21 protein-coding genes are annotated in these 23,560 nt (G+C 67.9%); 13 read left to right on the plus strand and 8 right to left on the minus strand.

Translation table 11 applies throughout. The features are described 5' to 3' along the window. Positions 1–2: 2 nt before the first annotated feature. The 3 genes from EDC64_RS15440 to EDC64_RS15450 form a co-directional block, all read right to left on the minus strand. A complete protein-coding gene (locus EDC64_RS15440) occupies positions 3–356 on the minus strand; it encodes a DMT family protein (RefSeq protein ID WP_132033198.1) in 354 nt (117 codons plus the stop codon). Positions 357–429: 73 nt separating this feature from the next. Next, positions 430–1,524: a DUF2865 domain-containing protein gene (locus tag EDC64_RS15445; protein WP_132032947.1), complete on the minus strand. Its 1,095-nt coding sequence runs from the start codon at positions 1,522–1,524 to the stop codon at positions 430–432. Positions 1,525–1,622: 98 nt separating this feature from the next. Beyond that, positions 1,623–2,717, minus strand: coding sequence for a TRAP transporter substrate-binding protein (locus EDC64_RS15450; RefSeq protein WP_132032949.1), 1,095 nt, complete (start codon positions 2,715–2,717; stop codon positions 1,623–1,625). 129 nt (positions 2,718–2,846) lie between these two features. Between EDC64_RS15450 and EDC64_RS15455 the strand changes: the two genes are divergently transcribed. Further along, positions 2,847–3,371: a CreA family protein gene (locus EDC64_RS15455; RefSeq protein WP_132032951.1), complete on the plus strand. Its 525-nt coding sequence runs from the start codon at positions 2,847–2,849 to the stop codon at positions 3,369–3,371. A gap of 25 nt (positions 3,372–3,396) precedes the next feature. Here the strand turns inward: EDC64_RS15455 and EDC64_RS15460 are convergent, their stop codons facing one another. Further along, a complete protein-coding gene (locus EDC64_RS15460) occupies positions 3,397–3,717 on the minus strand; it encodes a hypothetical protein (RefSeq protein WP_132032953.1) in 321 nt (106 codons plus the stop codon). 388 nt (positions 3,718–4,105) lie between these two features. Between EDC64_RS15460 and cysS the strand changes: the two genes are divergently transcribed. From cysS to cimA, 3 genes are read left to right on the plus strand one after another with little or no spacing between them, the layout of a single operon-like run. After that, a complete protein-coding gene (cysS, locus tag EDC64_RS15465; protein WP_132032955.1) occupies positions 4,106–5,494 on the plus strand; it encodes a cysteine--tRNA ligase in 1,389 nt (462 codons plus the stop codon). Next, positions 5,491–6,012, plus strand: coding sequence for a GNAT family N-acetyltransferase (locus tag EDC64_RS15470; protein WP_132032957.1), 522 nt, complete (start codon positions 5,491–5,493; stop codon positions 6,010–6,012). Before cysS ends, EDC64_RS15470 begins: the two co-directional genes overlap by 4 nt. A gap of 50 nt (positions 6,013–6,062) precedes the next feature. Further along, positions 6,063–7,661, plus strand: coding sequence for a citramalate synthase (cimA, locus tag EDC64_RS15475; protein ID WP_132033200.1), 1,599 nt, complete (start codon positions 6,063–6,065; stop codon positions 7,659–7,661). 9 nt (positions 7,662–7,670) lie between these two features. On the opposite strand, the gene EDC64_RS15480 is transcribed toward cimA, so the two are convergent. Further along, entirely contained in the window at positions 7,671–8,282 is a 612-nt protein-coding gene (locus EDC64_RS15480) for an LOG family protein (protein ID WP_132032959.1), read from the minus strand. Between the two features lie 175 nt (positions 8,283–8,457). Between EDC64_RS15480 and EDC64_RS15485 the strand changes: the two genes are divergently transcribed. The 7 genes from EDC64_RS15485 (at position 8,458) to EDC64_RS15515 (ending at position 16,114) form a co-directional block, all read left to right on the plus strand. Further along, a complete protein-coding gene (locus EDC64_RS15485) occupies positions 8,458–8,772 on the plus strand; it encodes an ArsR/SmtB family transcription factor (protein ID WP_132032962.1) in 315 nt (104 codons plus the stop codon). A gap of 7 nt (positions 8,773–8,779) precedes the next feature. Beyond that, positions 8,780–10,762 (plus strand): ABCB family ABC transporter ATP-binding protein/permease, encoded by a 1,983-nt coding sequence (locus EDC64_RS15490; RefSeq protein WP_132032964.1) that lies wholly within the window; start codon positions 8,780–8,782, stop codon positions 10,760–10,762. A 60-nt stretch (positions 10,763–10,822) separates the two neighbouring features. Further along, a complete protein-coding gene (locus tag EDC64_RS15495; protein ID WP_132032966.1) occupies positions 10,823–12,547 on the plus strand; it encodes a glucosamine inositolphosphorylceramide transferase family protein in 1,725 nt (574 codons plus the stop codon). Positions 12,548–12,668: 121 nt separating this feature from the next. Next, positions 12,669–13,370, plus strand: a complete 702-nt coding sequence (locus EDC64_RS15500) for a phosphatidylserine decarboxylase (protein ID WP_132032968.1) — start codon at positions 12,669–12,671, stop codon at positions 13,368–13,370. Between the two features lie 6 nt (positions 13,371–13,376). After that, a complete protein-coding gene (gene pssA / locus EDC64_RS15505) occupies positions 13,377–14,228 on the plus strand; it encodes a CDP-diacylglycerol--serine O-phosphatidyltransferase (RefSeq protein WP_132032970.1) in 852 nt (283 codons plus the stop codon). Between the two features lie 30 nt (positions 14,229–14,258). Continuing rightward, positions 14,259–15,125: an endonuclease/exonuclease/phosphatase family protein gene (locus EDC64_RS15510; protein WP_132032972.1), complete on the plus strand. Its 867-nt coding sequence runs from the start codon at positions 14,259–14,261 to the stop codon at positions 15,123–15,125. Between the two features lie 5 nt (positions 15,126–15,130). After that, a complete protein-coding gene (locus EDC64_RS15515) occupies positions 15,131–16,114 on the plus strand; it encodes a putative bifunctional lysylphosphatidylglycerol flippase/synthetase (protein ID WP_132032974.1) in 984 nt (327 codons plus the stop codon). Positions 16,115–16,157: 43 nt separating this feature from the next. Here the strand turns inward: EDC64_RS15515 and EDC64_RS15520 are convergent, their stop codons facing one another. Next, positions 16,158–17,705 carry a phospholipase D-like domain-containing protein gene (locus tag EDC64_RS15520; protein ID WP_245504727.1) on the minus strand — a complete coding sequence of 516 codons (1,548 nt, stop codon included), beginning with the start codon at positions 17,703–17,705 and terminating at the stop codon, positions 16,158–16,160. Positions 17,706–17,935: 230 nt separating this feature from the next. On the opposite strand from EDC64_RS15520, the gene EDC64_RS15525 reads away from it, so the two are divergent. Continuing rightward, complete coding sequence (locus tag EDC64_RS15525; protein ID WP_165933792.1) at positions 17,936–18,988, plus strand: DNA topoisomerase IB; 1,053 nt, start codon at positions 17,936–17,938, stop codon at positions 18,986–18,988. A 113-nt stretch (positions 18,989–19,101) separates the two neighbouring features. Next, positions 19,102–19,884: a VOC family protein gene (locus tag EDC64_RS15530; protein WP_132032978.1), complete on the plus strand. Its 783-nt coding sequence runs from the start codon at positions 19,102–19,104 to the stop codon at positions 19,882–19,884. Positions 19,885–19,920: 36 nt separating this feature from the next. Here EDC64_RS15530 and EDC64_RS15535 read toward each other — a convergent pair whose 3' ends face one another. Further along, a complete protein-coding gene (locus EDC64_RS15535) occupies positions 19,921–22,659 on the minus strand; it encodes a molybdopterin-dependent oxidoreductase (RefSeq protein ID WP_132032980.1) in 2,739 nt (912 codons plus the stop codon). Next, positions 22,656–23,483: an FAD binding domain-containing protein gene (locus EDC64_RS15540; RefSeq protein ID WP_132032982.1), complete on the minus strand. Its 828-nt coding sequence runs from the start codon at positions 23,481–23,483 to the stop codon at positions 22,656–22,658. Before EDC64_RS15540 ends, EDC64_RS15535 begins: the two co-directional genes overlap by 4 nt. Positions 23,484–23,560 lie beyond the last annotated feature (77 nt).

The following is a 23,560-nucleotide window of genomic DNA, read 5'->3' on the forward strand; positions in this document are numbered from 1 at the left end:
CGTCAGAATTTCTGGAAGATGAAATAGGCGCCGGCGGCGATGAAGGCAAAGCCGACCAGGTGGTTCCAGCCGAGCGGCTCTTTCAGATAAAGCACCGAAAATGCCGCGAAGACGACCAGGGTGATCACCTCCTGCATGGTCTTGAGCTGTGCGGTCGAATAGGTCTCGGACCCGATCCGGTTGGCCGGGACCGCGAGGCAATATTCGAACAAAGCGATGCCCCAGCTCGCCAGAATGGCGAAGAGCAGGGGCGAGGATTTGTATTTGAGGTGCCCGTACCAGGCGAACGTCATGAAGACGTTGGAGGCGACCAGCATCAGGATCGGGAGATAGGCGGACGACGTCAGGACGGGCATGGCCACCTCGGCGGGATGATCCGCCGAAGGCAGCATCGCCTCGTGCACCTGTCAAATGCCGGACGCCCCGCCGCTATTGAAACGAGCCGGGCGGCCGCGGCGTGGTGATGACGCGCACCGGCCGCTGGCCGGGCTGTTCGGTGGCCGGGGCGAGCGGCGCCGCCGCCGTCGAAGAGGCGGCATCGAGCGCATTCGGCTGTGGCTTTGCGGCGGCGGCGCGCGATTTCGCCTGTTGCGGCACCTCGACCGGACGGGGCTGGGACATTTCCCGCGCCTGCTCCTCGGTGACGAGAATGTCGCCCTTCTGCATCGTGGTGGCGTCCTCGAGGCCGGAGAGCGCCTGCGCCCAGGACTGGCCCGGCGCACGGCAGGAGCAGGACGGCACCAATTGCTTGCGGTAGAGCAGGGCGGTCGGCAGCGACATATAGGGCCGGCCGCCGACCGAGGTCGCTTGCTGGATGTCTTCGCCGGGATTGCGATAGGCGAAGAGCTGGGCCTCGGTTGCCGGGCACAGGCGGCGGCAGAGTGCGTCGTCCGTGGCGAAGCGGGCGGGAACGGTGGCGTAGGAGATCGGGAAATAATACCCGTCGCAGGTCCGCACGCAGACGGTACGGAAGGTGGACGATTTCGGCAGGTCCATCGGTGCTACGTCGAGGCCGGGGGATTCCTCCGGCTCGCTGTTCACCGCGCCCCCGAACAGGGCTTCGAAGAAGTTGCGTGGCCGCGGCGGGCGCTGCGCCGAATTGGCGGTGATCTGCTGCGCGGCGGCGCGGTATTGCGGCCCGCAATTGTTCTGCGCCAGCGCGACGATGATCTGCCGGCGCTGGGCCTGCGGATCGACGCTGTTGCGTTCGACGCCTGCCAAGGCGGAGCGCAGGCGTGAAATCTGGTCGTCGATCTGGTCACATTGCGGCGGCCGCGGCGGCCCCTGGAAGATGAAGAAGCCGCGCGGGGCGTCGCATTGCATGGCTCGCGCCTGCTGGCTCAACTGGTCGAGGTCGGCCCGCATGCGCGCCGCCTGCTGGATGCGCGTGTCGTTGGGATCCGGGCCGCGGTCGAGGGTCGCGAGCGCGCCTTCGAGCTGCATGCAGCTGGGGCCCGGTGCCTGGGCGGCGGCCGGCCCGGCGATCAAGGCGAGACACAGGCCGAGATAACGAACCGACTTCATGCTGACCCTTGCGCCCGATGCCCCGATTTGCGGGGCGTTATAGCGCCATGCGCGCGCGGAATGGTGACCAAAGTATGGTTCGGGCCGAAAAGCCCGCCTCAGCTCTTGCCGCGCATCCGGATGTTGAAGCTGTCGAAGGCATATTCGCCGATCTGCCACCAAACGAGCTGTTCGGCGCGAATCGCGTTCATGCTGTCGAGCGCCTGCTTGAAGCTCGGATTGGTGGCGGCGATCTCGTTGTAAAGCTCGAACGACGCCTTGTAGCCGGCTTCGAGGATCGCGTTCGGGAAGGCCCGCAGCTCGCAGCCCTGCTGCACCAGCCGGCGCAAGGCGGGCGGGTTCACCATGTCGTATTTGGCGAGCATCCAATTGTTGGCGGCTTCGCAGGCATTGGAGAAGATCGCCTGGTAATGCTTCGGCAGCCGGTTCCACTGGTCGATATTGACCACGTTGTGGAGCATCGCCCCACCTTCCCACCAGCCGGGATAGTAATAATATTTCGCGACCTTCACGAGGCCGAACTTCTCGTCGTCATAGGGACCGACGAACTCCGCCGCGTCGATGGTGCCGCGCTCCAAGGCGGGATAGACATCGCCCGGCGCGATCTGCTGCGGCACGACGCCGAGCTTGGCGAGGACCTGCCCGCCGATGCCGCCGATGCGGAATTTCAGCCCCTTCAGATCCTCGACCGTGTTCAATTCCTTACGGAAGAAGCCGCCCATCTGGCAGCCCGAATTGCCGGCCGGGATGGCGAAGGCGTTGTACTTCGCCAGGACGCCATTAATGATCTTGTCGCCGCCGCCGAAGAACCACCAGGAATGCTGCTGGCGCGAATTGAAGCCGAACGGCACGCCGGTTCCGAAGGCGAGCGTCGGATCCTTGCCGATATAGAAATAGGTCGCGGTCTGCGCGCACTCGACCGTTCCCGCGGTCACGGCGTCGAGCGCCTGCAAGCCGGGGACGATTTCGCCGGCCGGGAAGGTCTGGATCTGGAATTTCCCGTCGGTCGCTTCGGCGACATATTTCGACAGCGTCTGCGCGGTGCCGAAAATGGTGTCGAGCTGGCGGGGAAAGGAGGAGGTGAGCCGCCACTTGATCTCGGGGCTGCTCTGGGCAAGGGCCGGCATTGCCACCGCGCTCGAGGCGAGCGTTGCGGCGGATGCGCCGAGGAAGCGGCGGCGGTTGGGGGTCATTGGGCTCTCCTGGCGTCTTGATCTTGTTTGCGTGAACTCGTGTCATGCGGGAACTTAGGCGTCAATGCCGCCTTTCCGGCAGGACGTCCGGCCCCCATATGAGCCGGGAAGTCCAACCGGAAAGCCCCCATGATCGCCCTGTTCCGCCGTATCTCCGTCCTTCTGCCGTGCGCGGTCCTGTCCTGCCTCGCCGCCCTCCCGGCGCAGGCCCAGGAGCCGGATCTGATCATGCGGCGCTCGACGGTCTGGAAGTTTCTCACCCCGGACGACAAGCTCGCCGTCTACGGCATCGACGATCCCGTCGTTTCCGGCGTCGCCTGCCACTATACGGTGCCGGAGAAGGGCGGGGTTTCCGGCATGTTCGGGGTCGCCGAGGAAGTGTCGGACATTTCGCTCGCCTGCCGGCAGGTGGGACCGATCTCCTTCACCGGGAAGTTCGAACAGGGCGACATCGTGTTCCGCCAGAGCCGCTCGCTGTTCTTCAAGCGCATGCAGATCGTGCGGGGCTGCGACACCAAGCGCAATGTCCTGGTCTATCTCGTCTATTCCGACAAGCTGATCGAAGGCAGCCCGAAGAACTCGACCTCCACCGTTCCGATCATGCCGTGGGGCAGCAACGGCGAGGTGCCCAAATGCGCGGACTTCCTGAAATGAGCGTTCGCGGCAGGGGCGGGCGGGCTCACCGGTGGCAGCTGATCGCCACGGTCGCGGGACACGCGCGCCCGGTACAGGCCGGCGCGCTCGGGGTGCCGCTCGCGACCGGGCGGATGGAGCCGGTCGTCTCGGGGGAGACTTGGCCGAAATCCAGGGCGATCGCATAGCCGTGCGCCCGGCACCAGGACGACGCCAATTGCTCGCCGCAGGGCAGGCCCTTCGCAAGACAGGCATCGACGCCGTACCCGTCCCAGTTTTCCAGCAGAAAGATGCGCGTCTCGGCAGCGGCCGCCCCGGACAGCAGCAACAAAGCGGATGCGCAAAGCAGGCTGGCTTTTTTTCTCATGGACGGGCGTCGGGTCCTTCGCGGCCCCGGGCGGCGGGGCGATCCGCCGTCACGATGCGAATCGCGCGACGTCTCGCGAGCCATAGAATGCAGCGTCGCGTCTGGTCAAGCCCGACGGAGGGCGCGCTTCCGCGCGGCGCATGCCGGCCGGTCCGGCCATTGAAATGGCTTGACGGCGCAGTGTTCCGCTCGCATTGTCCGCCGCCATGAACGGATCGGTCATCAGCCTCGACCACGGGCGCCTCGGCGCCGCTGTGGCGATTATTTGCGGTTAGCCCATAGCGCTGGCCGCGGCCGTCCCTTGCTGCCCCCTTCCTGAAGGAGACTGGACGCCCCGGCCGGCGGAAGCTGGTGTGCGCGACTGCGCCTTAGAGGGAGCGGACGAACCATGGAGCTGCGGCTCTACAATACGCTGACGCGCGCGAAGGACGCCTTTCGTCCGCTCGATGCCGCGAATGTGCGCCTCTATGTCTGCGGGCCGACGGTCTACGACCTCGCCCATATCGGCAATGCGCGGCCCGTCATCGTCTTCGACGTCCTGTTCCGGCTGCTGCGCCGCACCTATGGGGCGGGCGCGGTGACCTATGTCCGCAACATCACGGACGTGGACGACAAGATCAATGCGCGGGCCGCCGAGCGCGGGATCGCGATCCGCGCCCTGACCGAGGAGACGCACGACTGGTTTCGGGCCGATGTCGCCGCTTTGGGGTGCCTGCCGCCCACCATCGAGCCGCGCGCGACCGACCATATTGCGGAGATGCGCCAACTGATCGAACGCCTCGTCGCCTCCGGCCATGCCTATGTCGCCGAGGAGCATGTGCTGTTCCACGTGCCGGCCATGGCGGATTACGGGCGCCTCTCCAAGCGCCCGCTCGACGAGATGATCGCGGGGGCGCGGGTCGACGTCGCGCCCTATAAGCGGGACGCCATGGATTTCGTGCTCTGGAAGCCGAGCGCGCAGGGCGTGCCCGGATGGCCGTCGCCCTGCGGGATCGCGACGCCCGGCCGCCCCGGCTGGCATATCGAGTGCTCGGCCATGTCGTGGCGCCATCTCGGCGAGACCTTCGACATCCATGGCGGCGGCATCGACCTGGTCTTCCCCCACCACGAGAACGAGATCGCGCAGTCGCGCTGCGCCTTCGGCACCGCGCTGATGGCGCAGGTGTGGATGCACAACGGCTTCCTCACGCTGGAAGGCGAGAAGATGTCGAAGTCGCTCGGCAATTTCGTCACCATCCGCGACTTGCTCGCGGAATGGCCCGGCGAGGTGCTGCGCTTCGCCATGCTGGCGACCCATTACCGCCAGCCGATTAATTGGACCCGGCAGGGTCTCGGCTTCGCCGCCAAGACGCTCGACAAATGGTATCGGATCGTCGGCGACGAACCGGCCGAGGCGGGGGAGGGCAATCCGTTCGAAGCGGAGATCGCCGGCCGCCTCGGCGACGATCTCAATTCGCCCTCCGCCATCACGCATCTGCATCATCTCGCCGACGTCGCGGAGGATGTCGACGCCTCCTCCGCCTTGAAGCGCCGGTTCAAGGGCGCGGCCAACCTGCTCGGCCTCCTACCGGAGACCGAGACCGCCTGGCGCGCCAGGCAGGCGATCGCGGTCGCGGTCGACAGCGCGGAAGTGGAGCGCCTCATCGCTGCGCGGATCGCGGCGCGCAAGGCACGCGACTTCGCGACCGCCGATCAAATCCGCGAGCAACTCGTCGCGCAGGGGGTGGTCCTGATGGACAATAAGGACGGAACCACGAGCTGGGAGGTGTCGCGATGAGGGCCGCCAATTCCAACGCGCCCGCCACGCCGGCGGCGCTGCGTCCGTTCCTGCCGTCGGATACCGCGCGTCTCGCGGCGATCTTCCGCGCCGCCGTGCACGAACTGACCGGCGAAGATTACGACACCGACCAGCAGGAGGCCTGGGCCGCCGCGGCGGACGACGAGGCGGCGTTCGGCGCGCGCCTGTCGCAGCATCTGACGCTGGTCGCCGTCCGCGACGGCGAGACGGTCGGTTTTCTCACGCTCAAGGACAACAGCGTGATCGATCTGTTCTACGTGGCGCCGGCCGTCGCCGGCAGCGGGGTCGGCGCGGTGCTCTGCGGGGCCGCCGAGACCCTGGCGAAGGCGCGGGGCACCAAGGCGCTCGGCGTCGATGCCAGCGACACCGCCCTCGGCTTCTTCCAGAAGCGCGGCTATGTCCCGCAGCGTCGCAACACCGTGCCGCGCGGCGATGTCTGGCTGGCGAACACGACCTTGACCAAGCCGCTCGACGCCGCGCCGGAGATCGTGTCGTGAACGCCGCGCTGGATGTGTCGCCCGGCGGTGCCGGGGGCGCGGGGGCGACGATGCCGCAGAAAGAACGACTCTATCTCTTCGACACCACGCTGCGCGACGGCGCGCAGACCCATGGCGTCGATTTCACGCTGCCCGACAAGCTCAGGGTCATGGCCCTGCTCGACGCGGTCGGAGTCGATTATATCGAGGCGGGCTATCCCGGCGCCAATCCGCAGGATTCCGCCCTGTTCGCGCAGACGCACCCGGCCAAGGCCAAAATCACGGCCTTCGGCATGACCAAGCGTGCGGGTCGCTCGGCAGCGAACGATCCCGGGGTCGCCGCGCTGCTGGCGGCCAAGGCGGATGCGATCTGCTTCGTGGCCAAGGCCTCGGCCTATCAGGTGCGGGTCGCGCTCGAGATCAGCGAAGAGGAGAACATCGCCTCGATCCGCGAGAGTGTCGCCGCCGCCTGCGCCGCCGGTCGGGAGGCGATGGTCGATTGCGAGCATTTCTTCGACGGCTATAAGGAAAAGCGCACCTTCGCCTTGGCCTGCGCCCGCGCCGCCTACGAGGCAGGGGCACGCTGGGTGGTCCTGTGCGACACCAATGGCGGGACGCTGCCGCACGAGATCGAGGCGATCATCGCCGATGTGCTGACGGTCGTGCCGGGCGATCATCTCGGCATCCACGCCCATAACGATACCGAGCAGGCCGTGGCGAACTCGCTCGCCGCCGTGCGGGCCGGCGTGCGTCAGATCCAGGGCACCTTGAACGGGCTCGGTGAGCGCTGCGGCAATGCCAATCTCTGTTCTCTGATCCCGACCTTGCTGTTGAAGCCGGATTTCGCCGCGCGCTTCGATCTCGGCGTGGGGCCGGAGCAGCTCGCCGATCTCACCCATGTCTCGCGCACGCTCGACGAAATGCTGAACCGCGCGCCGAACCGTCACGCCCCCTATGTCGGGGAGAGTGCGTTCGCCACAAAAGCCGGCATCCACGCATCGGCCATCCTGAAGGATCCCGCCACCTACGAGCACGTCGCGCCCGAGCAGGTGGGCAATCGGCGGCGGGTGATGGTGTCGGATCAGGCGGGCCGCTCGAACGTGATCGCCGAGCTCGAACGCCTGGGGGTCGATATCGACCGCAAGGATCCGCGCCTCGCCCGCCTGCTGGACGAGGTCAAGCAGCGCGAGGCGCTGGGCTATTCCTACGAAGCTGCGGATGCTTCCTTCGCTTTGCTCGCGCGCCGGATGCTCGGCACCGTACCGGACTATTTCCAGGTCGAGCGGTTCAGCGTGAACGTGGAGCGCCGCTTCAATGCGCGCGGGGAGATGACCACGGTGGCCGAAGCCATCGTCAAGGTGAACGTCCATGGCGAGGTGCTGATTTCCGCCGCCGAGGGCAACGGGCCAGTGAATGCGCTCGATGTCGCCTTGCGCAAGGATCTCGGCCGCTATCAGCCGTTCATTTCTGGACTGCGCCTGACCGACTACCGGGTGCGCATCCTCGACGGGGGCACCGAGGCGATCACCCGGGTGCTGATCGAGAGCGCGGATGAGACCGGGGCGCGCTGGTCGACGGTCGGGGTGTCGCCCAACATCATCGACGCGTCGTTCGAGGCGCTGATCGATTCGATCACCTGGAAGCTGCTGACGGCGGGCGCTCCGAAATAGGGGCGTCGCTCACATTTTCTCGATCGCGACCTGCGGCGCGGGACCGCGAATCTGGGTCTCGGCCATGCCGGCGACGGCAGCCTGCAGCATGGGCAGGATGTCCGCGACGGCGTCGGCCACCAGGACGTCGACGGGCGTCGTCTCGCGGATGAAGCCGCTGTCGCGCATGTGATCGATCAAGGCGAGGAGCGGATTCCAGAAGCCGTCGATATTGGCGACCAGGATCGGCTTGCGGTGACGGCCGAGTTGCGCCCAGGTCATCTGCTCGACCAGTTCCTCCAGGGTGCCGACCCCGCCCGGAAGGGCCACGAAAGCGTCCGCGCGCTCGAACATCAGCTTTTTGCGCGCGTGCATGTCCTCGGTCACGATCATCTCTGCGGCGTAGCCGAAGGCGCGCTCGCGCGACATCAGGAAGTGCGGGATGATTCCCGTGACCTGTCCGCCATTCTGAGCGACGGCCGCGGCCACTTCACCCATCAGGCCGATCCCGCCGCCGCCATAGACGAGCCGCACGCCGCTTGCGGCCAGGATCTGTCCGAATTGCCGTGCGGCAGCGGTGAATTGCGGGTCGGCTCCTCGCGAGGAGCCGCAATAGACGCAGATGCTCTCGATGCGGGCCATGGGCGCAAGTCTATCAGTTTTGTGCATCGCGTCACGAGCCACCTTCGGGTTTCCCCACCTCGGCAATTGGCCTTGGAGTCGGCGACGTCGGAATGACGCGCCTCGACGACAACGCGGGAGACTTGTTCGCGATCCAACCATCGTCTATCGTCGATAGACGATGAATATCCTGCCCATGGACCCGTCCGCCTCTGCGCGCCTCGCCGTGCAACTGAAAGCGCTCGCCCATCCGGCGCGGCTCAAGGTGCTTGCGCATCTGGCGCGTAGCCGGACCTGCCAGTGCGGTGCGATCGTCGCCGGGCTGCCCCTGGCGCAATCGACCGTGTCCCAACATATAAGGATCCTGTGCGACGCGGGCTTGGTGCGGGGGAGCGAGAGCCCGCGCGCGTGCTATTGCATCGACCGCGACGCGCTGGCTGCGCTGCGACGGGATCTCGATGCGCTGTTCGAGGCCTTCGCCCAAGAGTGTTCGGCGGGGCCTGAGATTTAAGGGTCGCATGTCCAATCCTCTTCTCCCCGGTGCCGAGACCGGCGCGTCGCGCGCGCCTGCGCGGCACACTTTCCGGGCTGTCGCCTCCGCGCGCGGCGCCCTTGTCGGCACCATCGCCGCGCTGTGGCCCTATCTCTGGCCGCTTGGGCGGGAAGATCTGCGGCGGCGCGTCGTCGCGACCCTGCTGCTGCTGTTCCTCGCCAAATTCGCCACCCTCTCCGTGCCCTTTTTCTTCAAATGGGCGACCGACGCGCTCGCCAGCATGCCGGACGGGCAGGCCGACCCGGAGTTTGCGTGGCTTCTGGCGGCGCCGGTTCTGCTTACCCTCGCTTATGGCGGGACGCGCATCCTGATGGCGGCCGTCACGCAATTGCGCGACGGGATGTTCGCCAAGGTGGCGCTGCACGCGGTCCGCAAGCTCGCTCTGGAAACCTTCGACCACATGCACGCCCTCTCGCTGCGCTTCCACCTGGAGCGCAAGACCGGCGGGCTGACGCGCGTGCTGGAGCGGGCCCGGGAGGGCATCGAGACGATCGTGCGCATGCTGGTGCTCCAGCTCGCCCCGACCATCGTGGAACTCGTCCTGGTGATGGGGGTGCTCGCCTTCGCCTTCGACTGGCGCTACGTGGCGGCGGTTGGCGCGACGGTGGTGCTCTATACCTGGTTCACCTATGTCGCGAGCGAGTGGCGCATTTCGATCCGCCGCGACATGAACGAGAGCGATACCGAGGCGACGACCAAGGCGGTCGACAGCCTGCTGAATTACGAGACGGTGAAATATTTCGGCGCCGATCGGTGGGAGAGCGCGCGCTACGACTCATCCATTGCGCGCTACGAGGCCGCCACGGTGCGGACCTTCACCTCGCTCGCCTGGCTGAATGCGGGTCAGGCGGTGATCTTCACGCTCGGCCTGACGGCCGTGATGGTGCTCGCCGCCTTCGACGTGCGCGCGGGGCGGCAGAGCGTCGGCGCCTTCGTCATGGTCAATGCCATGATGATCCAGCTTTACCAGCCGCTGAACTTCCTCGGCATGATCTATCGCGAGATCAAGCAGGCGATCGTCGACATCGAGGCCATGTTCGCCGTGCTCTCCCGCGATCCCGAGATCGAGGATCGGCCCGGTGCGCCTGCATTGGTCGTGCACGGTGGAACGGTCCGCTTCGAGAACGTGCACTTCTCCTATGAAAGCGCGCGGGAAATCCTGAAGGGGATTTCGTTCGAGGTCCCCGCCGGGCGCACCGTCGCGATCGTCGGCCCTTCGGGCGCGGGCAAGAGCACGATTTCGCGTCTGCTGTTCCGCTTCTACGACGTTTCGTCCGGCCGCATCACGATCGACGGACAGGACATTCGCGGCGTCACCCAGGAGAGCCTGCGGGCCGCCATCGGCATGGTTCCCCAGGACACGGTGCTGTTCAACGATACCATCGGCTACAATATCCGCTATGGCCGGCCGGCGGCGAGCGAGGCGGAGGTGGAGGCCGCGGCCAGCCTCGCCCAGATCGACGGCTTCATCCGCGCCACGCCAAACGGCTTCAAGACGCAGGTCGGCGAGCGCGGCCTCAAGCTATCCGGTGGCGAGAAGCAGCGGATCGCCATCGCTCGGACCATTCTGAAGGCGCCGCCGGTGCTGATCCTCGACGAGGCGACATCCGCGCTGGACAGCCATACCGAAAAGGAAATCCAGGACGCGCTGGACCGTGTCTCGCGCGGGCGGACCACCCTGGTGATCGCGCACCGCCTGTCGACCGTGGTCGGGGCGGATGAAATCCTGGTTCTGGCCAAGGGCGAGATCGCAGAGCGCGGAACCCATGCCGAACTCATCGGGCGGGGCGGGCTCTATGCCGCCCTCTGGCACCGCCAGCGCGAGGCGGATGACGCTAGGGAAAAGCTCCGCGCAGAGGCCGAGGACGCCCAACTGTCGGAGGCACCAGACAATTTGCCGCTGGGCACGGCGTCGACTTCGTTGCCGGAGCCTTCCGCGGCGTGGTAGCGGTTCGGTACTCTTCGATGCTGGATCCAAAGGCCACGCTGCGTGCTCGGCGACCTTTATTTGACCTCCGAGTCTCAGGCCCCGAAGCTCAAGCTCGCGCTGCTCGTCGACGACCTGCATTTGCAGGCTGTCTTCGCGGAAGCGATCGATCACATTCGGGCGAGTTCCTTCGCCGAGATCGTTCTGGTGGTCCGGAACGGGGCGCCGGCGTCTGGCAAAAGCGGGTCGGCCTCTCTGGCGTCCCGCGCGGCGAAATTCGTGCGCAGTCCGAAACTGCGCCACGCCATCGTCTATGCGCTTTACGTGAAGTTCGACGCCTGGCGCACCTATAAAGCGGACCTCGATCCGACCCGCTTGGTCGATTGCAGCCAGAGGCTCGCGGGTGTGGAGGAGATCCGCGTCGTGCCGGAGCAAAACGGCGCGGTGCACCGTTTTCCGCAGGCCGCCATCGACGCGATCCGTGCGCGCGACATCGACGTGATCGTACGCTTCGGATTCAACATCCTGAAGGGCGACATCCTGACCGCGGCGCGCTACGGCATCTGGTCGTTTCATCACGGTGACAACGACTTCTATCGCGGCCTGCCGCCTTATATGTGGGAACTGCTCGAGGACAATCCGCGCTGCGGCGCCATCCTCCAGATCCTCGGCGACGATCTCGACAACGGCCTGGTGCTCGCCAAGGGGCAATATGCCAGCGAGGGCGGGCTGTCCTTGTTTCGCAATCGCATCGCGCCCTATTGGGGGTCGGTCCATTTCCTGATCTGGAAGCTCAAGGAGCTGCATGAACGGGGCTTCGCCTTCCTCCAGGCGCGTGCGGTTCCGCCGGCGCCCTATCGCGGCCTGAGGCGACTTTACGGCAAGCCGCGAAACCGCGAGATGCTGGGCTGGCTCTGGCGAATGCTGAAGCGCAAGGTGCCGGACCGGTTTCCGCGCCGGGCGCTGCATTGGATGACCGCGATCCGCAGGCGGACGGCCGAGCCCGCGCTGCGGCCGGCCGCCCGCACCGCCGACCTTTCGGGCTTCCGGTTCATCATGGCGCCGAACGGACATTTCTATGCCGATCCGTTTCTGTTCGCCCACGAAGGCCGCACATTCCTGTTCCTCGAAGATTTCTCCTATGCCGAGTCGCGCGGCGACATCGCCGTGATGGATGTGACGGATGAGGTGCCGGACACGGCGCGGATCTGCCTCTCCACCGGATCGCATTTGTCCTATCCCTTCGTCTTCAGCCATGACGGCGCGATCTACATGATCCCGGAAAGCCTCGCGGCCGGTGAGGTCGCGCTCTACCGCGCCGAGGTCTTTCCGGACCGCTGGGTCAAGACGCACGTCCTGTTCCGCGGAGCCGTCGTCGACACGACGCCCTGGTTCGAGAACGGCGTCTGGTATTTTTTCGTCACCTTCATCGTGCCCGGCACCGAGGCGGTGGCGCTTCATCTGTTCATCGCGGACGGACTGACCGAACCCTGGCGGCCGCACCCGGCAAGTCCCCTCTCGCACGATGTGCGCGATGCGCGGGGAGCCGGCCGCCTGTTCCGCCAAAACGGGGGGCTGTTCCGGCCTGCGCAGGACTGCTCGGGCACCTATGGGCGGGCGATCCGGGTGTTCCAGGTGGATGCGCTGACGCCGGACACCTATGCGGAGCATTTCGTGCTCGAGGTGGGGCCGGACGCGGTGCCCGATTTCGCCGATCGCCCAGCCGAAGGCATCCATACCTATGACGATGCGGGCGGCTTCGAGGTGATCGACGCCAAGTTCAAGTTGCCGGTGGGAAGCTTCTGACGGCTGGCAGGTGCGTGATTTGACGCCCCGGCGGGCGGGCTCTACCTATGCGACCGACGGGAGCTCGTCTCGATCGGATCGCCTGCATCCGGCCGGACCGGCTCCGAAGGCGGAGCAGCGCGTGTCGGTCCTTGCCAGCATCAAAAAGAGCATCGTTCCCATCCACCGCGAAGGGTACCGGTTCATCGCGATCGCGGCGGCCGTCACGATCGGGCTTTTCCTGGTTTCGACCTTCTTCGGCATGATCGCACTCGGCCTGACGATCTGGACGGCCTTGTTCTTCCGCGATCCGCCCCGTGTCACGCCGCTGCGCGAGGGGCTGGTGGTCTCGCCGGCCGACGGTACGATCTCCCAGATCGCCCTGGTGACGCCGCCGCGCGAGCTCGACCTGTCCGACGTCCCGCTGCTGCGGGTTTCGATCTTCATGAACGTGTTCAACGTCCATGTGAACCGCGCGCCGGTGTCCGGCCGGATCGAGCGCATCGCCTACAAGCCCGGCATCTTCCTCAATGCCGATCTCGACAAAGCGAGCGAGGACAATGAGCGCAACGGCCTGGTCTTCCGCACCGCCGCGGCCCGGATCGGCTGCGTCCAGATTGCGGGGCTGATCGCGCGGCGCATCGTGTGCTTCGTGCGGGAGGGCGAGGAGATCGGGGCCGGGGAGCGGTTCGGCCTGATCCGCTTCGGCTCGCGCGTCGACGTCTATTTGCCGACCGGCACGCATCTTCAGGTCGCCGAGGGGCAGATCGCGACCGCCGGGGAAACCGTGATCGCCGATTTGTCCATGCCCGGCGGGCGGGACACCGCCTTTCGGGTGAACTGAACCGCCATGGCGCCGATGTTCCAACAATTCGATCCGGATGGCGAACCGCCGCGCGGTCTCGCCCGCTTCCGGCGGATTCCGATGCGCTTGCTTCTGCCCAATCTCGTCACGCTGATCGCCCTGTGTTCCGGCCTGACGGCCGTGCGCATGGCGATCGAGGGTCGCTTCGAGCTGGCGCTCGCCGCCATCGTCTTCGCCGCCCTTCTCGACGGGATCGACGGGCGTCTCGCGCGGGCGCTGAAGGGCACGTCGCGTTTCGGCGCCGAGCTCGACAGCCTGGCGGACTTCGTCAATTTCGGTTGCGCTCCCGCCCTCATCCTCTATCTCTGGGGCCTCGACCAAGTGGGGTCGATGGGCTGGATCGCGGCCTTGATCTTCGCCATCTGCGCGGCGCTGCGCCTCGCGCGCTTCAACGTGATGCTGGACGACCCCGACCGCCCCGCCTTCACGGCGGACTTCTTCACCGGCGTGCCGGCGCCGGCCGGGGCGATCACGGTTCTGCTCCCCGTCTATCTCGAACTGCTCGGGGTCCCGCACGGCGCCGCCAATGCCCCGCTGGCTCTGATCTATTGCCTGGCGATCGGGGTCCTCATGATCTCGAAGGTGCCCGCCTGGTCCGGCAAGACGCTCGGCAAGCGCGTCCGCCGCGACATGGTGCTGCCCTTGTTTGTCCTGGTGGCGCTGTTCGCCGGCCTGCTCGCCAGCTATCCCTGGCTGGTCCTGACGGTGTGCAGCCTGATCTATCTGGCGGTCCTGCCGCTCTCCACCCTGCGTTATCGCCGCCTGATGGTCGCCTATCAGGCCGAGCGGGGCGCCGCTGTTTCCAATCCGCCGGACGCCGCCACGCCGTCGCAGTGAACCGCAAAGGCGTCGCTGCGTTGTTCAGCGATGCCTGCCCTCCCTTCCGCCCCCCCGCCTCCCTTCCGCTCCGACGGTGCCGCGGCGCCGCAAGCGTCGCCGCAGGCGACGGCTCGGCTGCGGATCGTCACCTATAATGTGCGCCGCTGCTATGGCCTCGACGGGCGCTATGCGCCGGGGCGGATCGCGGAGATCCTGGCTGAAAGTGCGGCCGACGTGGTCGCCCTCCAGGAACTCGACGTCCGCCGCGCGCGCAGCGGCGGCATCGACCAAGCCGTCGCCATCGCCTCCGAGCTGCGGATGAACCTGCACTTCCATCCGGCGATGCGGGTGGTGGAGGAATTGTACGGCGACGCCATCCTCTCTCTGCTGCCGCTCGAATTGAAGAAGGCCGGGCCGCTGCCGGGGACGGGCGGCGCGCTGCGCACGGAACCGCGGGGCGCGCTCTGGGTGGAAGCCAGGCTCGCCGGCACGCCGGTCCAGATCATCAACACGCATTTCGGCCTTCTCGCCCGCGAACGCCTGCTGCAGGCCGAGGCGATCGCCGGGCCGGACTGGCTCGGGCATTCCGCCTGCCGGGGGCCGACGGTCCTGGTCGGCGACCTCAATTCCGGCCCGGGCTCGCGCGCCTATCGCAGGATCGCCGCCAAGTTGACCGATGCCCAGCGGGCGAACGGCCGCCGGCCGGTGCCGACCTTTCCGACGCGCTGGCCGATCCTGCGCATCGACCACGTCTTCGTCGGCGGCGGCATCGGCGTCGAGCGGGTGGCGACGCTGCGCGGCGGCGCCGCCCGCCTGGCTTCGGACCATGTGCCGCTGTGCGTGGATCTCACGGTCCCCGCCGCGGCCACGTCGGGGCCGGAGCGGAGCCCGGAAAATTCGGAGGGGGCGGGATGACGTCCATGTCCGTTCCCGATCGAGCCGGCGGTAAGGGCAGGGCTGCATTGCGCCGGGGCCGGGCAGTGGCCGCCTCGAAGCCCTTCCAGATCGCCGTCGCGCTCGCCGCCATCGCGCTCGGCGCTCTCCTCATCTATCGCGCGCTGAAGGATTACAGTTTCGACGAACTGGTGGCCGCTGTGGGTCGGGTGCCGACGGGGCGGGTCGCCGCCAGTGCGGGGTTTGCCGCCGCGAGCTATGTCTGCCTGACCCTCTTCGATTATCTGGCGCTGCGCTATGCCGGCAAGCCGCTGGCCTATCGCAGGGCCGCGCTCGCTTCCTTCGTCGGCCTCTCGCTTGGTCACACCATCGGCCTCGCGGCCTTGTCTTCGGGGGCGATCCGCTATCGCTTCTATTCGCGGTGGGGTCTCGATGCGGGCGAGGTCGCCAAGGTGATCCTGTTCTGCGGCCTGACGGTGGGGCTCGGCCTTTCCGGGCTGGCCGGCGCCGCCCTTCTTTTTGAACCCGGGATCGCTTGGGACATGGCGGGGCTTTCCCCGGCCGCCACCTATGGGCTCGCGATCGCCTGCCTGGCAGCGCCTGTGCTTTATGTTTTGCTCGCCGCCTGTCTGCGTGCGCCGCTCGTGGTCCGCGGCTGGTCGATCGCATTGCCCGGACCGAAGCTGGCGGTGGCGCAGGTGGCGGTGGGGGTCGCCAATTTTCTCTGCGTCGCGGCCTGCCTGCACCAGGCGCTCGCCGGGGTGCGCGAAGTCGGTTTCGCCGCCGTCGCTTCGGCTTATGTGGTCGCTAATACCGCGACGATCCTCTCCCATGTGCCCGGTGGCCTCGGGGTGATCGAGACCGTGGTGCAGCATCTGCTGCCGGGTGTCGGGCTTGTGGGGCCGCTTCTCGTCTTCCGCTTCACCTATTTCCTGGTCCCGCTCGCTCTGGGAACGCTCGGGCTCGCCGCCAGCGAGGCGTTTTACGCCCGCGGAAAAGGATCTCGTTAGAGCGTTTTCCGATCGGCTTCGCCGCGGGACCCTGCCGCGTGGTCTACCGCCGACGCTTGCGCTGCTTCAGCATCCAGATCGGCTCGAACGGCCGGGCGGGATCGAGCAGCCAGGTCGCGATGACCGGCTGTGTCGGACCGTGCGTGTCGATCGCATCGAACTGGCGCAGCCCGCGCGGCTGCCGGTTCAGCCGCTCGATGGTCTTCACCAGAGATCCGGTCTCCTCCATCGCCGCGCGCACCTGCGCCGGCGCCGTTCCCAGATGTTCGCCGATCAGGCGGTCGCGGATGGCTGCGATTGCTTCGCGCTCCCGAGAGGTGCCGGCTTCTACGGCGATATCGAGTTCGGTATCGAGCCCGATGGACCGGTTGTTGAGGTTGGACGAGCCGACCCGCAAGAAGCGGTCATCCACAAGGATCAGCTTGGAGTGGATCAGGATCGCACACTCGTCCTCGGGGGCGGGGACGACGGGATGGTAGATCCGGAACCGGTCGTGGCGGTCGGCGCGGGTCAAGCGGCGGATCAGCCGGTCGCGGTTCTCGCCCATGATGAGGCGTTCCGGCAGTGTGTGGGCGGCCCGGCTCACCACAGCCACGACGTCCGGTCCGTCGGGCTCCCGCAGCCGCTGCTCCAGGATTTCGGCGACGAAGCCGGCGGTGAGATACTGCGCTTCAATGAAGATGGTGCGGCGTGCGGCCCGCAGAGCATCTCCCGTCAGGCGCGGGGATTCCTCGATCGCGGTGCGTCCGCCCCATTCCGGCATCACCCGGGAAATGCCGAGATCGACCTCGGCGAAATCCGGCGACAGATCATGCGGCCAGAGATCGACGGGCTCCGGGGTAAAGGGCACATCCTCGCCGGTTGCCTCGGCCCAGCGGGTGTGCGCCAGCGCACAAATGCTGCGGGCGGCATCGCCGTCCAGCATGAGATGGGTGTCGTGGACCGGACCATAGGCGGCGCCACCCGGGGTGACGCGGTGGGGATCGGCGTGCAGATGTTCGGACGTGTCCCAGCGGTCCACGGTGAGGTCCATGCCGCCGACAAAGGCGAGCGCGCCGTCGATGCAGACGATCTTCTGGTGGTGTGCGGCATAGAAGGGATGGGTGGTGTCCAGGCGGAGCTGGATCCGCGGATGCTCCAGGCTCTCGTCGCCGATCAGCAGCTCGCTCGGCGCGCTCGGCGCGTGCACGACGGCGCTGCTCCAGACCAGGATCCGTACGGACAGGTCGGGTTCCGCCTCGACCCGGCGGCGCAGCAAGGTGCCGATCAGTGTGTCGTCCGTGTCCGGGCGAAGTTTGACCCGGCTGTCGAAGTCCCACCCGACGATGACGATGGAGTGCCGCGCGCGCCGAAGCGCCGCTTCGAGACGCGCGAAATAGGCGGCTCCATCGACCAGCAAGGCGGCGCGGTCGGCCCGCGCGCGTTTCCAGCAATTCCAGCCGGGGACCAGGATCGCGTCGTCGCCGCCGGCGGGGCGGACGGCTGGCGCACGGCGCCACCAGGCCGGCAGGCGCAGCCGGACCCTGCGCGGGCCGCTGGCGGCCGCTTCGGTGCGTGGCAGGGGTGACGTCAGGGTCGTCGTTCGCGCCAAGGTCGGTCTCCTTTTCCGGCAGACGGCGGCGGGGACGCCTTCGGCGATCCGCCGCCGGGGCGACATTCGGATCGCGCTCTGTGGACGAAAGTTCTGAGCCGCGGCTTCGTTCCAGCTCGGCGTGGCGCTCGCTTCGGGAAGGAACCCGATGGGGGGATCGCGCATTTCTGATCGCCATGCCGCGTCCCAGATCCCCCTCGTCCGCCAAGTTCCCCGATCGAGCGATCCGCATGCCGAGCAAGGCCGCTCTGGCGCGACGGGCGGGGCTGATGCCGGTGACGGTGAGCGACCTCGTTCTGGCGCGGCGCCGGAGCGGGCGGGGCTTCCGCTACCTCGATGCCGACGGCGCCACGATCCGCGATCCTTCCGTGGTGCAGCGGCTCGCATCGCTCGCAGTGCCGCCGGCTTATTCGGAGGTGCGCTATGCTTCCGATCCGCGCGCCCACCTCCAGGCGATCGGCCGCGACGCCGCGGGGCGGCTGCAATATCGCTACCATTCCGGCTGGGAGACGGTGCGCGAATGGCTGAAGGCCAAGCGCCTCGCGCAGTTCGCCGCCGTCCTGCCGAAGGTGCGGCGGGCGATCGGGCGCGACCTCGCCGCGCCCGCGCCGGGCCGGCGGTTCGCGCTGGCCGCCGTCGTGGAGCTCGTCGCGCTGACCGCGATCCGTGCGGGCGGAGAGGCCTATGCCAAGGAGCGGGGCACACGCGGCGCCGCCACGCTCGCCAAATCCAACGTCACCATTGACGGCGAACGGGTCACGCTCCGCTTCAAGGCGAAGGGCGGAAAGGTACAGGTCCGCGAGGTCTGCATGCCCCGGTTCGCACAGGTGATGACGCAGCTGAAGGCGCTGCCCGGTCGCCGCCTGTTCCAATATCGCGACGCGGAGGGGGGCGTTCGGGCGGTGCGGGCCGCCGATGTCAACGCCTATCTGAAAGAGGTGTCGGGAGCGTCGATTTCTCTCAAGGATTTTCGCACCCTCGTGGCCTCGGCGGGCGTTCTCGAGACGCTGGCCGCAACCGTTCCGGCCAGCAGCGCCCGTCAGCGACGCGCGCAGATTCTCGATGCGGTGCGGGCGGCGGCGCAGGACCTCGCCAATACCCCGACCGTCTGCCGCAAGAGCTATGTCCACGGCACGATCGTGACCGCCTTCGAGGACGGTGCCCTGGAGCGCTTTGCCAAGACCTTGCGCGGCTGCCGCTCGGAGCTGAAGCGTGCGCAGGTGCTCGCGGACATTCTGGCTCAGGCGCGGATCCGGCCCGCCGAGGGGGCGGCCATCGCCTGATCGGATCGGGTTCTAAGGAGGTTAGTTCGGCGCCCGGCTCGCTTTCCGCGCGGGGCGTTCACGTGGGCGTCAGGTTCGGGGATGATAGTGGGCCAACCAAGGGAGAGCGCGCCATGGCCGATCATCGCGGAAAATTCGTCTGGTACGAACTGATGACCACGGACATGCCGGCGGCACAGGCGTTCTACACGCACGTCGTCGGCTGGGAGGCGCGCGATGCCGGCATGCCGGACATGGCCTATTCCCTGTTTTCCAGCCAAGGCACCGAGATCGCCGGCCTGATGGTTCTGCCGGATCAGGCACGCGAAATGGGCGCGCCGCCCTCCTGGATCGGCTATGTCGCGGTCGACGACGTCGATATTGGCGCGGCGAGCTTCGCGGCGGCGGGCGGCAAGGTCTATCGGGCGCCCAGCGACATTCCCGGCATCGGCCGGTTCGCGATCGTCGCCGACCCCCAGGGGGTGGTCCTGGCGCTCTTCCGGGGCGAGGGCGACATGCCGCCCATGCCGGATCCGTCCCAAACACCGGGCGTGGTGGGCTGGCACGAATTGCTGACCGGTGACGGCGCGGCGGCCTTCGACTTCTATTCCGGCCAGTTCGGCTGGGAGAAGGACCAGGGCATGGATATGGGCGCCCTCGGTCTCTACCAATTATGGCGTTATGCCGGAGCCACGGAAGCGGCGGGCGGCATGATGACCCGGCCCCCCATGGTCCCGGCGTCGTTCTGGATGTTCTATTTCACCTGCGACGACATCGACGCGGCCATGGCGCGCGTCGGGGCCGGCGGCGGGCAGGTCGTAAACGGCCCGATGGAGGTGCCCGGCGGGGCCCACATCTTCCAGGCGATGGATCCGCAGGGCGGCGTGTTTGCGATGGTCGGCCCGAAAAAGGCATAGTTTCTGGGGCCGGCGCGGTGCGGTCCGCGCGGCGCTCTATACCGGGCGTCCGGATCCATCCCGAGCGACCAGCGCCGCATGGAGCCGGTCCGGCGTAAAAGGCGGCGCGTGGAGACGCAGGCCCGTCGCGTCGCGGATCGCATTGGCGAGGGCGGGAGTGACCGGATTGTACGGGCTCTCGCTCATCGACTTGGCACCAGCGGGGCCCAAAGCGTCGTAAGTCTTGGCGAAGAGGATCTCGGTCGGCGGGATGTCGGCGAAGCGCGGCATCAGATACGATCGGAAGGTCGGATTGACGACGTGTCCATCCGGACCGATTTGCAGATCCTCCATCAGTGCGACGCCCAGGGCCTGGGCGATCCCGCCCTCGATCTGGCCGCGGCATTGCAGGGGGTTCATCACCCGCCCTGCATCTGCCGCGTGCACGCTCCTCAATATGCGCAGCGCCCCTGTGGCGGGATCCACCGCGACGCGAAACCCTTGGACATTGAACGCCACCGAGCGCGGCGAGCCGGTCGCCCGTCCCCTTTCCTCGATCGGCGCGCCGGCCTGCGCGGCGAGGTCGGCGAGCGGGATGCGGGTGTCTCCTGCGACGACCGCGTCCGGCGCGAGCCGGGCTGGCGCACCGGTCGCGTTCGGCTCGCTCGCAGCTTCGCCGCGCGCGATCCGGCCGAGCGCGATCAAGCGTGCCGCCAGCGCGGTCGCCGCGCGCTCGGTGGCGAGGCCGGCCACCACCGTCCCGGTCGAGCCGAAAGCCCCCGTGTCGTAGCCCCCCAGAGCGGTGTCGGACTGATGGAGGCGGACCCGGGACGGCAGGGTGCCGAGAATGGTGGCGGCGATCTGCCGATGCACGGTGCTGGTCCCGTTGCCGAATTCCGCGGTCCCGACCGTCAGGTCGAACATCCCATCGGCGGCGAGGCGGATCCGGCATTCGGCGAAATGCCCGCGCGGCGGGATGGTGTCGATCATCGCCGCCGCCATGCCCGTTCCGGTCAGCCAGCCCGGCGGGGCGTCCGGGCTCGGCGCCGCGAGCGCTTGCTCCACCAGGCCGAGGCATTGGTCGAGCCCGTAGGAGCCGAAGGCGACGTCGTGCGGGTGGTCGCTGTGCGCGATCATCGCATCCCCGGGGCGGATCATGTTACGCCGCCTGAAGTCGAACGGATCGAGGCCGAGCCCGCGTGCGACCTCGTCCATGGCGGATTCGACGGCGAAAATGGTCTGGCTCAGCCCATAGCCGCGAAACGCGCCGCTCGGCATCGTGTTGGTATAGACGGCGCGGCCCTCGGCCTTCTTGTTCGGGCAGCGATAGAGGATCAGCGCCTCGTTGCAGCCGTGGAACAGGGTGCCCGGCCCGTGATTGCCGTAGGCGCCGGTGTTCGAGAGCACCGAGAGCGCGATGGCGGTGAGCGTCCCGTCGGCGCGCGCGCCGATCTTCACCGTCACCTTCATGGGATGGCGGCAGGTCGATGCGGTGAACTGCTCGTGCCGGGTGAATTCGAACTTCACCGGCCGGCCGGTCTTCAGCACGGCCAGGGCGACGATATCCTCGGTCAGCATCTCCTGCTTGCCGCCGAAGCCGCCGCCGACCCGCGCGCAAACGACCCGCACCTTGTCCGGCGCGAGGCCGAACAGGCCTGCGAGCGCGTCGCGGGTGAGGAAGGGGGTCTGCGAGGAGGTGCGCAGGGTCAGCCGCCCGTCGGCGTCGAGCCAGCCGATCGTCCCGTGGGTTTCGAGATGACCGTGCTGGACGCGCTGGGAGGCATAGGTCCCCTCATGGATGAAATCGGCTTCGGCGAAGCCGGCCGCCACGTCGCCCACCGCGCCGTGAAGCGCGCCCACCACGTTGCGCTCCGGCGCGGCGATGCGGCTCGTCCCGGGGGCCTTGGGATGCAGGACCGGGGCCCCCGGCGCCAGCGCCGCCTCGGGCTCGAACACCGCAGGCAGAAGCGCATAAGTGACCTTGATGCGCCGGCAGGCCTCTTCCGCCGCGCCCTCGGTCTCGGCGACCACCGCGGCGACGCGCTGGCCGACGAAGCGCACCACATCGTCGAGGACGCGCGTGTCGTCGACATCATCCGTGGCGATCTCATGCCGCGCGGTCGAGAAATGGGCGGCGGGCGCATCCGCGTGGGTGAGGATCGCGACGACGCCGGGGACGGACAGGGCCTCGGCGGTCTCGATGGCGACGATCCGCGCATGGGGATGAGGCGAGGCCAGCAGCTTGAGATGCGTCAGCCCCGGAGGGGCGACATCCATGGTGAAACAGGCGGCGCCGGTCACGAGATCCGGGCCGGCCGGGGCGGGGAGGCTCCGGCCGATGCCGCCGCCGGCCTCTTCCGTCTCGACATGGCACACGCCGTGAACCGCATCCGCGATGGCGCGGTAGCCGGTGCAGCGGCAGAGATTGCCCTTCAACGCAGCCGGCAGATCGCGCATCTGCGCCTGATCGAGGGCGACGGCGGTCATGATCATGCCGGCGGTGCAGAACCCGCACTGAAACCCCTGTGCGGCCAGGAATCGCGCCTGGACCGGATGCAGCGCGCCGTCTTGCGCCAGCCCCTCGATGGTGGTGACGGCGCGGCCTTCGGCACGAAAAGCGGGATAGAGGCAAGAATGCACGGGCGCGCCGTCGACATGGACCGTGCAGGCGCCGCAATCGCCGGTGTCGCAGCCCTTTTTCACGCCGAAGCGGCCGAGGTCGCGCAGCAAAGTCCGCAAGCACTGTCCGGGCCGCGGCGCGGCTTCGGTCGCCGCCCCGTTCAGGTCGAATTTCATGCGGCATCTCCCGCCGCGAGTTCGGCGCGCACCTGTTCGCTCAGATGAAGCGTCATGGCGCGGCGCCAGTCGCGCGCGCCATGGACGTCCTCGAAATACGCATCCGCGGGCAGGGCCGCGGCGAGCGCGGCCGCGCATTCGGCCGCGTCCGGGTCCTGCGAAAATTCCAGCCGCAGCGGGCGCGGGACGGCGGCGGTGACGGTGAGGCTCAGCCCGCCCTCGGGTGGGCGCGTGCCGATCACCAGCACCGCCGAGCGGCCGAGCGCGGAGAGCGAGGCCTGCCGCATCGCCGCCCGCCGGGTGAGGGCGGTGGCGGGCAGATGAATCGCGCGCAGGATTTCGCCCGGCCGCAGGTCCGTCCGGCTCGCCCCCGTGATGAAATCGAGTGCCCGAATCCGCCGCTCGGTGCCGTCCGGCGCCCACAGGAGACAGGTGCCGTCGAGGCCGCAGACCAGGGAAATCATCGCGCCGGCCGGCAGAGCGAGGCAGAGATTGCCCCCCACCGTCGCCATGTTCCACACTTTGAAGGACGCCATCAGGCAGCGGGCGCAGGCCTCGATCAGCGGCGCGGCCGCCCAGGCCGGCGGCAAGTCGGCGTGGCACAGCTGGGCGATCGTGCAGGTCGCGGCGATCTCGAGACCGTCTTGGCCGATCGTGAGCGCTGGCCAGTCCAAGGCAGAGAGGTCGATGAGCCGTCGCACGTCCGGCTGGGGCTCGGAGAAAAGCCAGGTGCCGCCCGCCAGGAAAGCGTCGCCCTCTGTCCAGCCAGAAAGCGCCGCCCGGTCGCGAGGCCGGCTGACGGCGGTAACCGTGTTGAGATCCATGCCCATTCCCCGGTCGACCGGCCACCGTCAGCCTGATCGGATCCCGCTGTCGATGCAAGCGCGGGCCCGTTTGTCGG

It is taken from the genome of Aquabacter spiritensis, from assembly GCF_004346185.1.
GTDB lineage: Bacteria > Pseudomonadota > Alphaproteobacteria > Rhizobiales > Xanthobacteraceae > Aquabacter > Aquabacter spiritensis.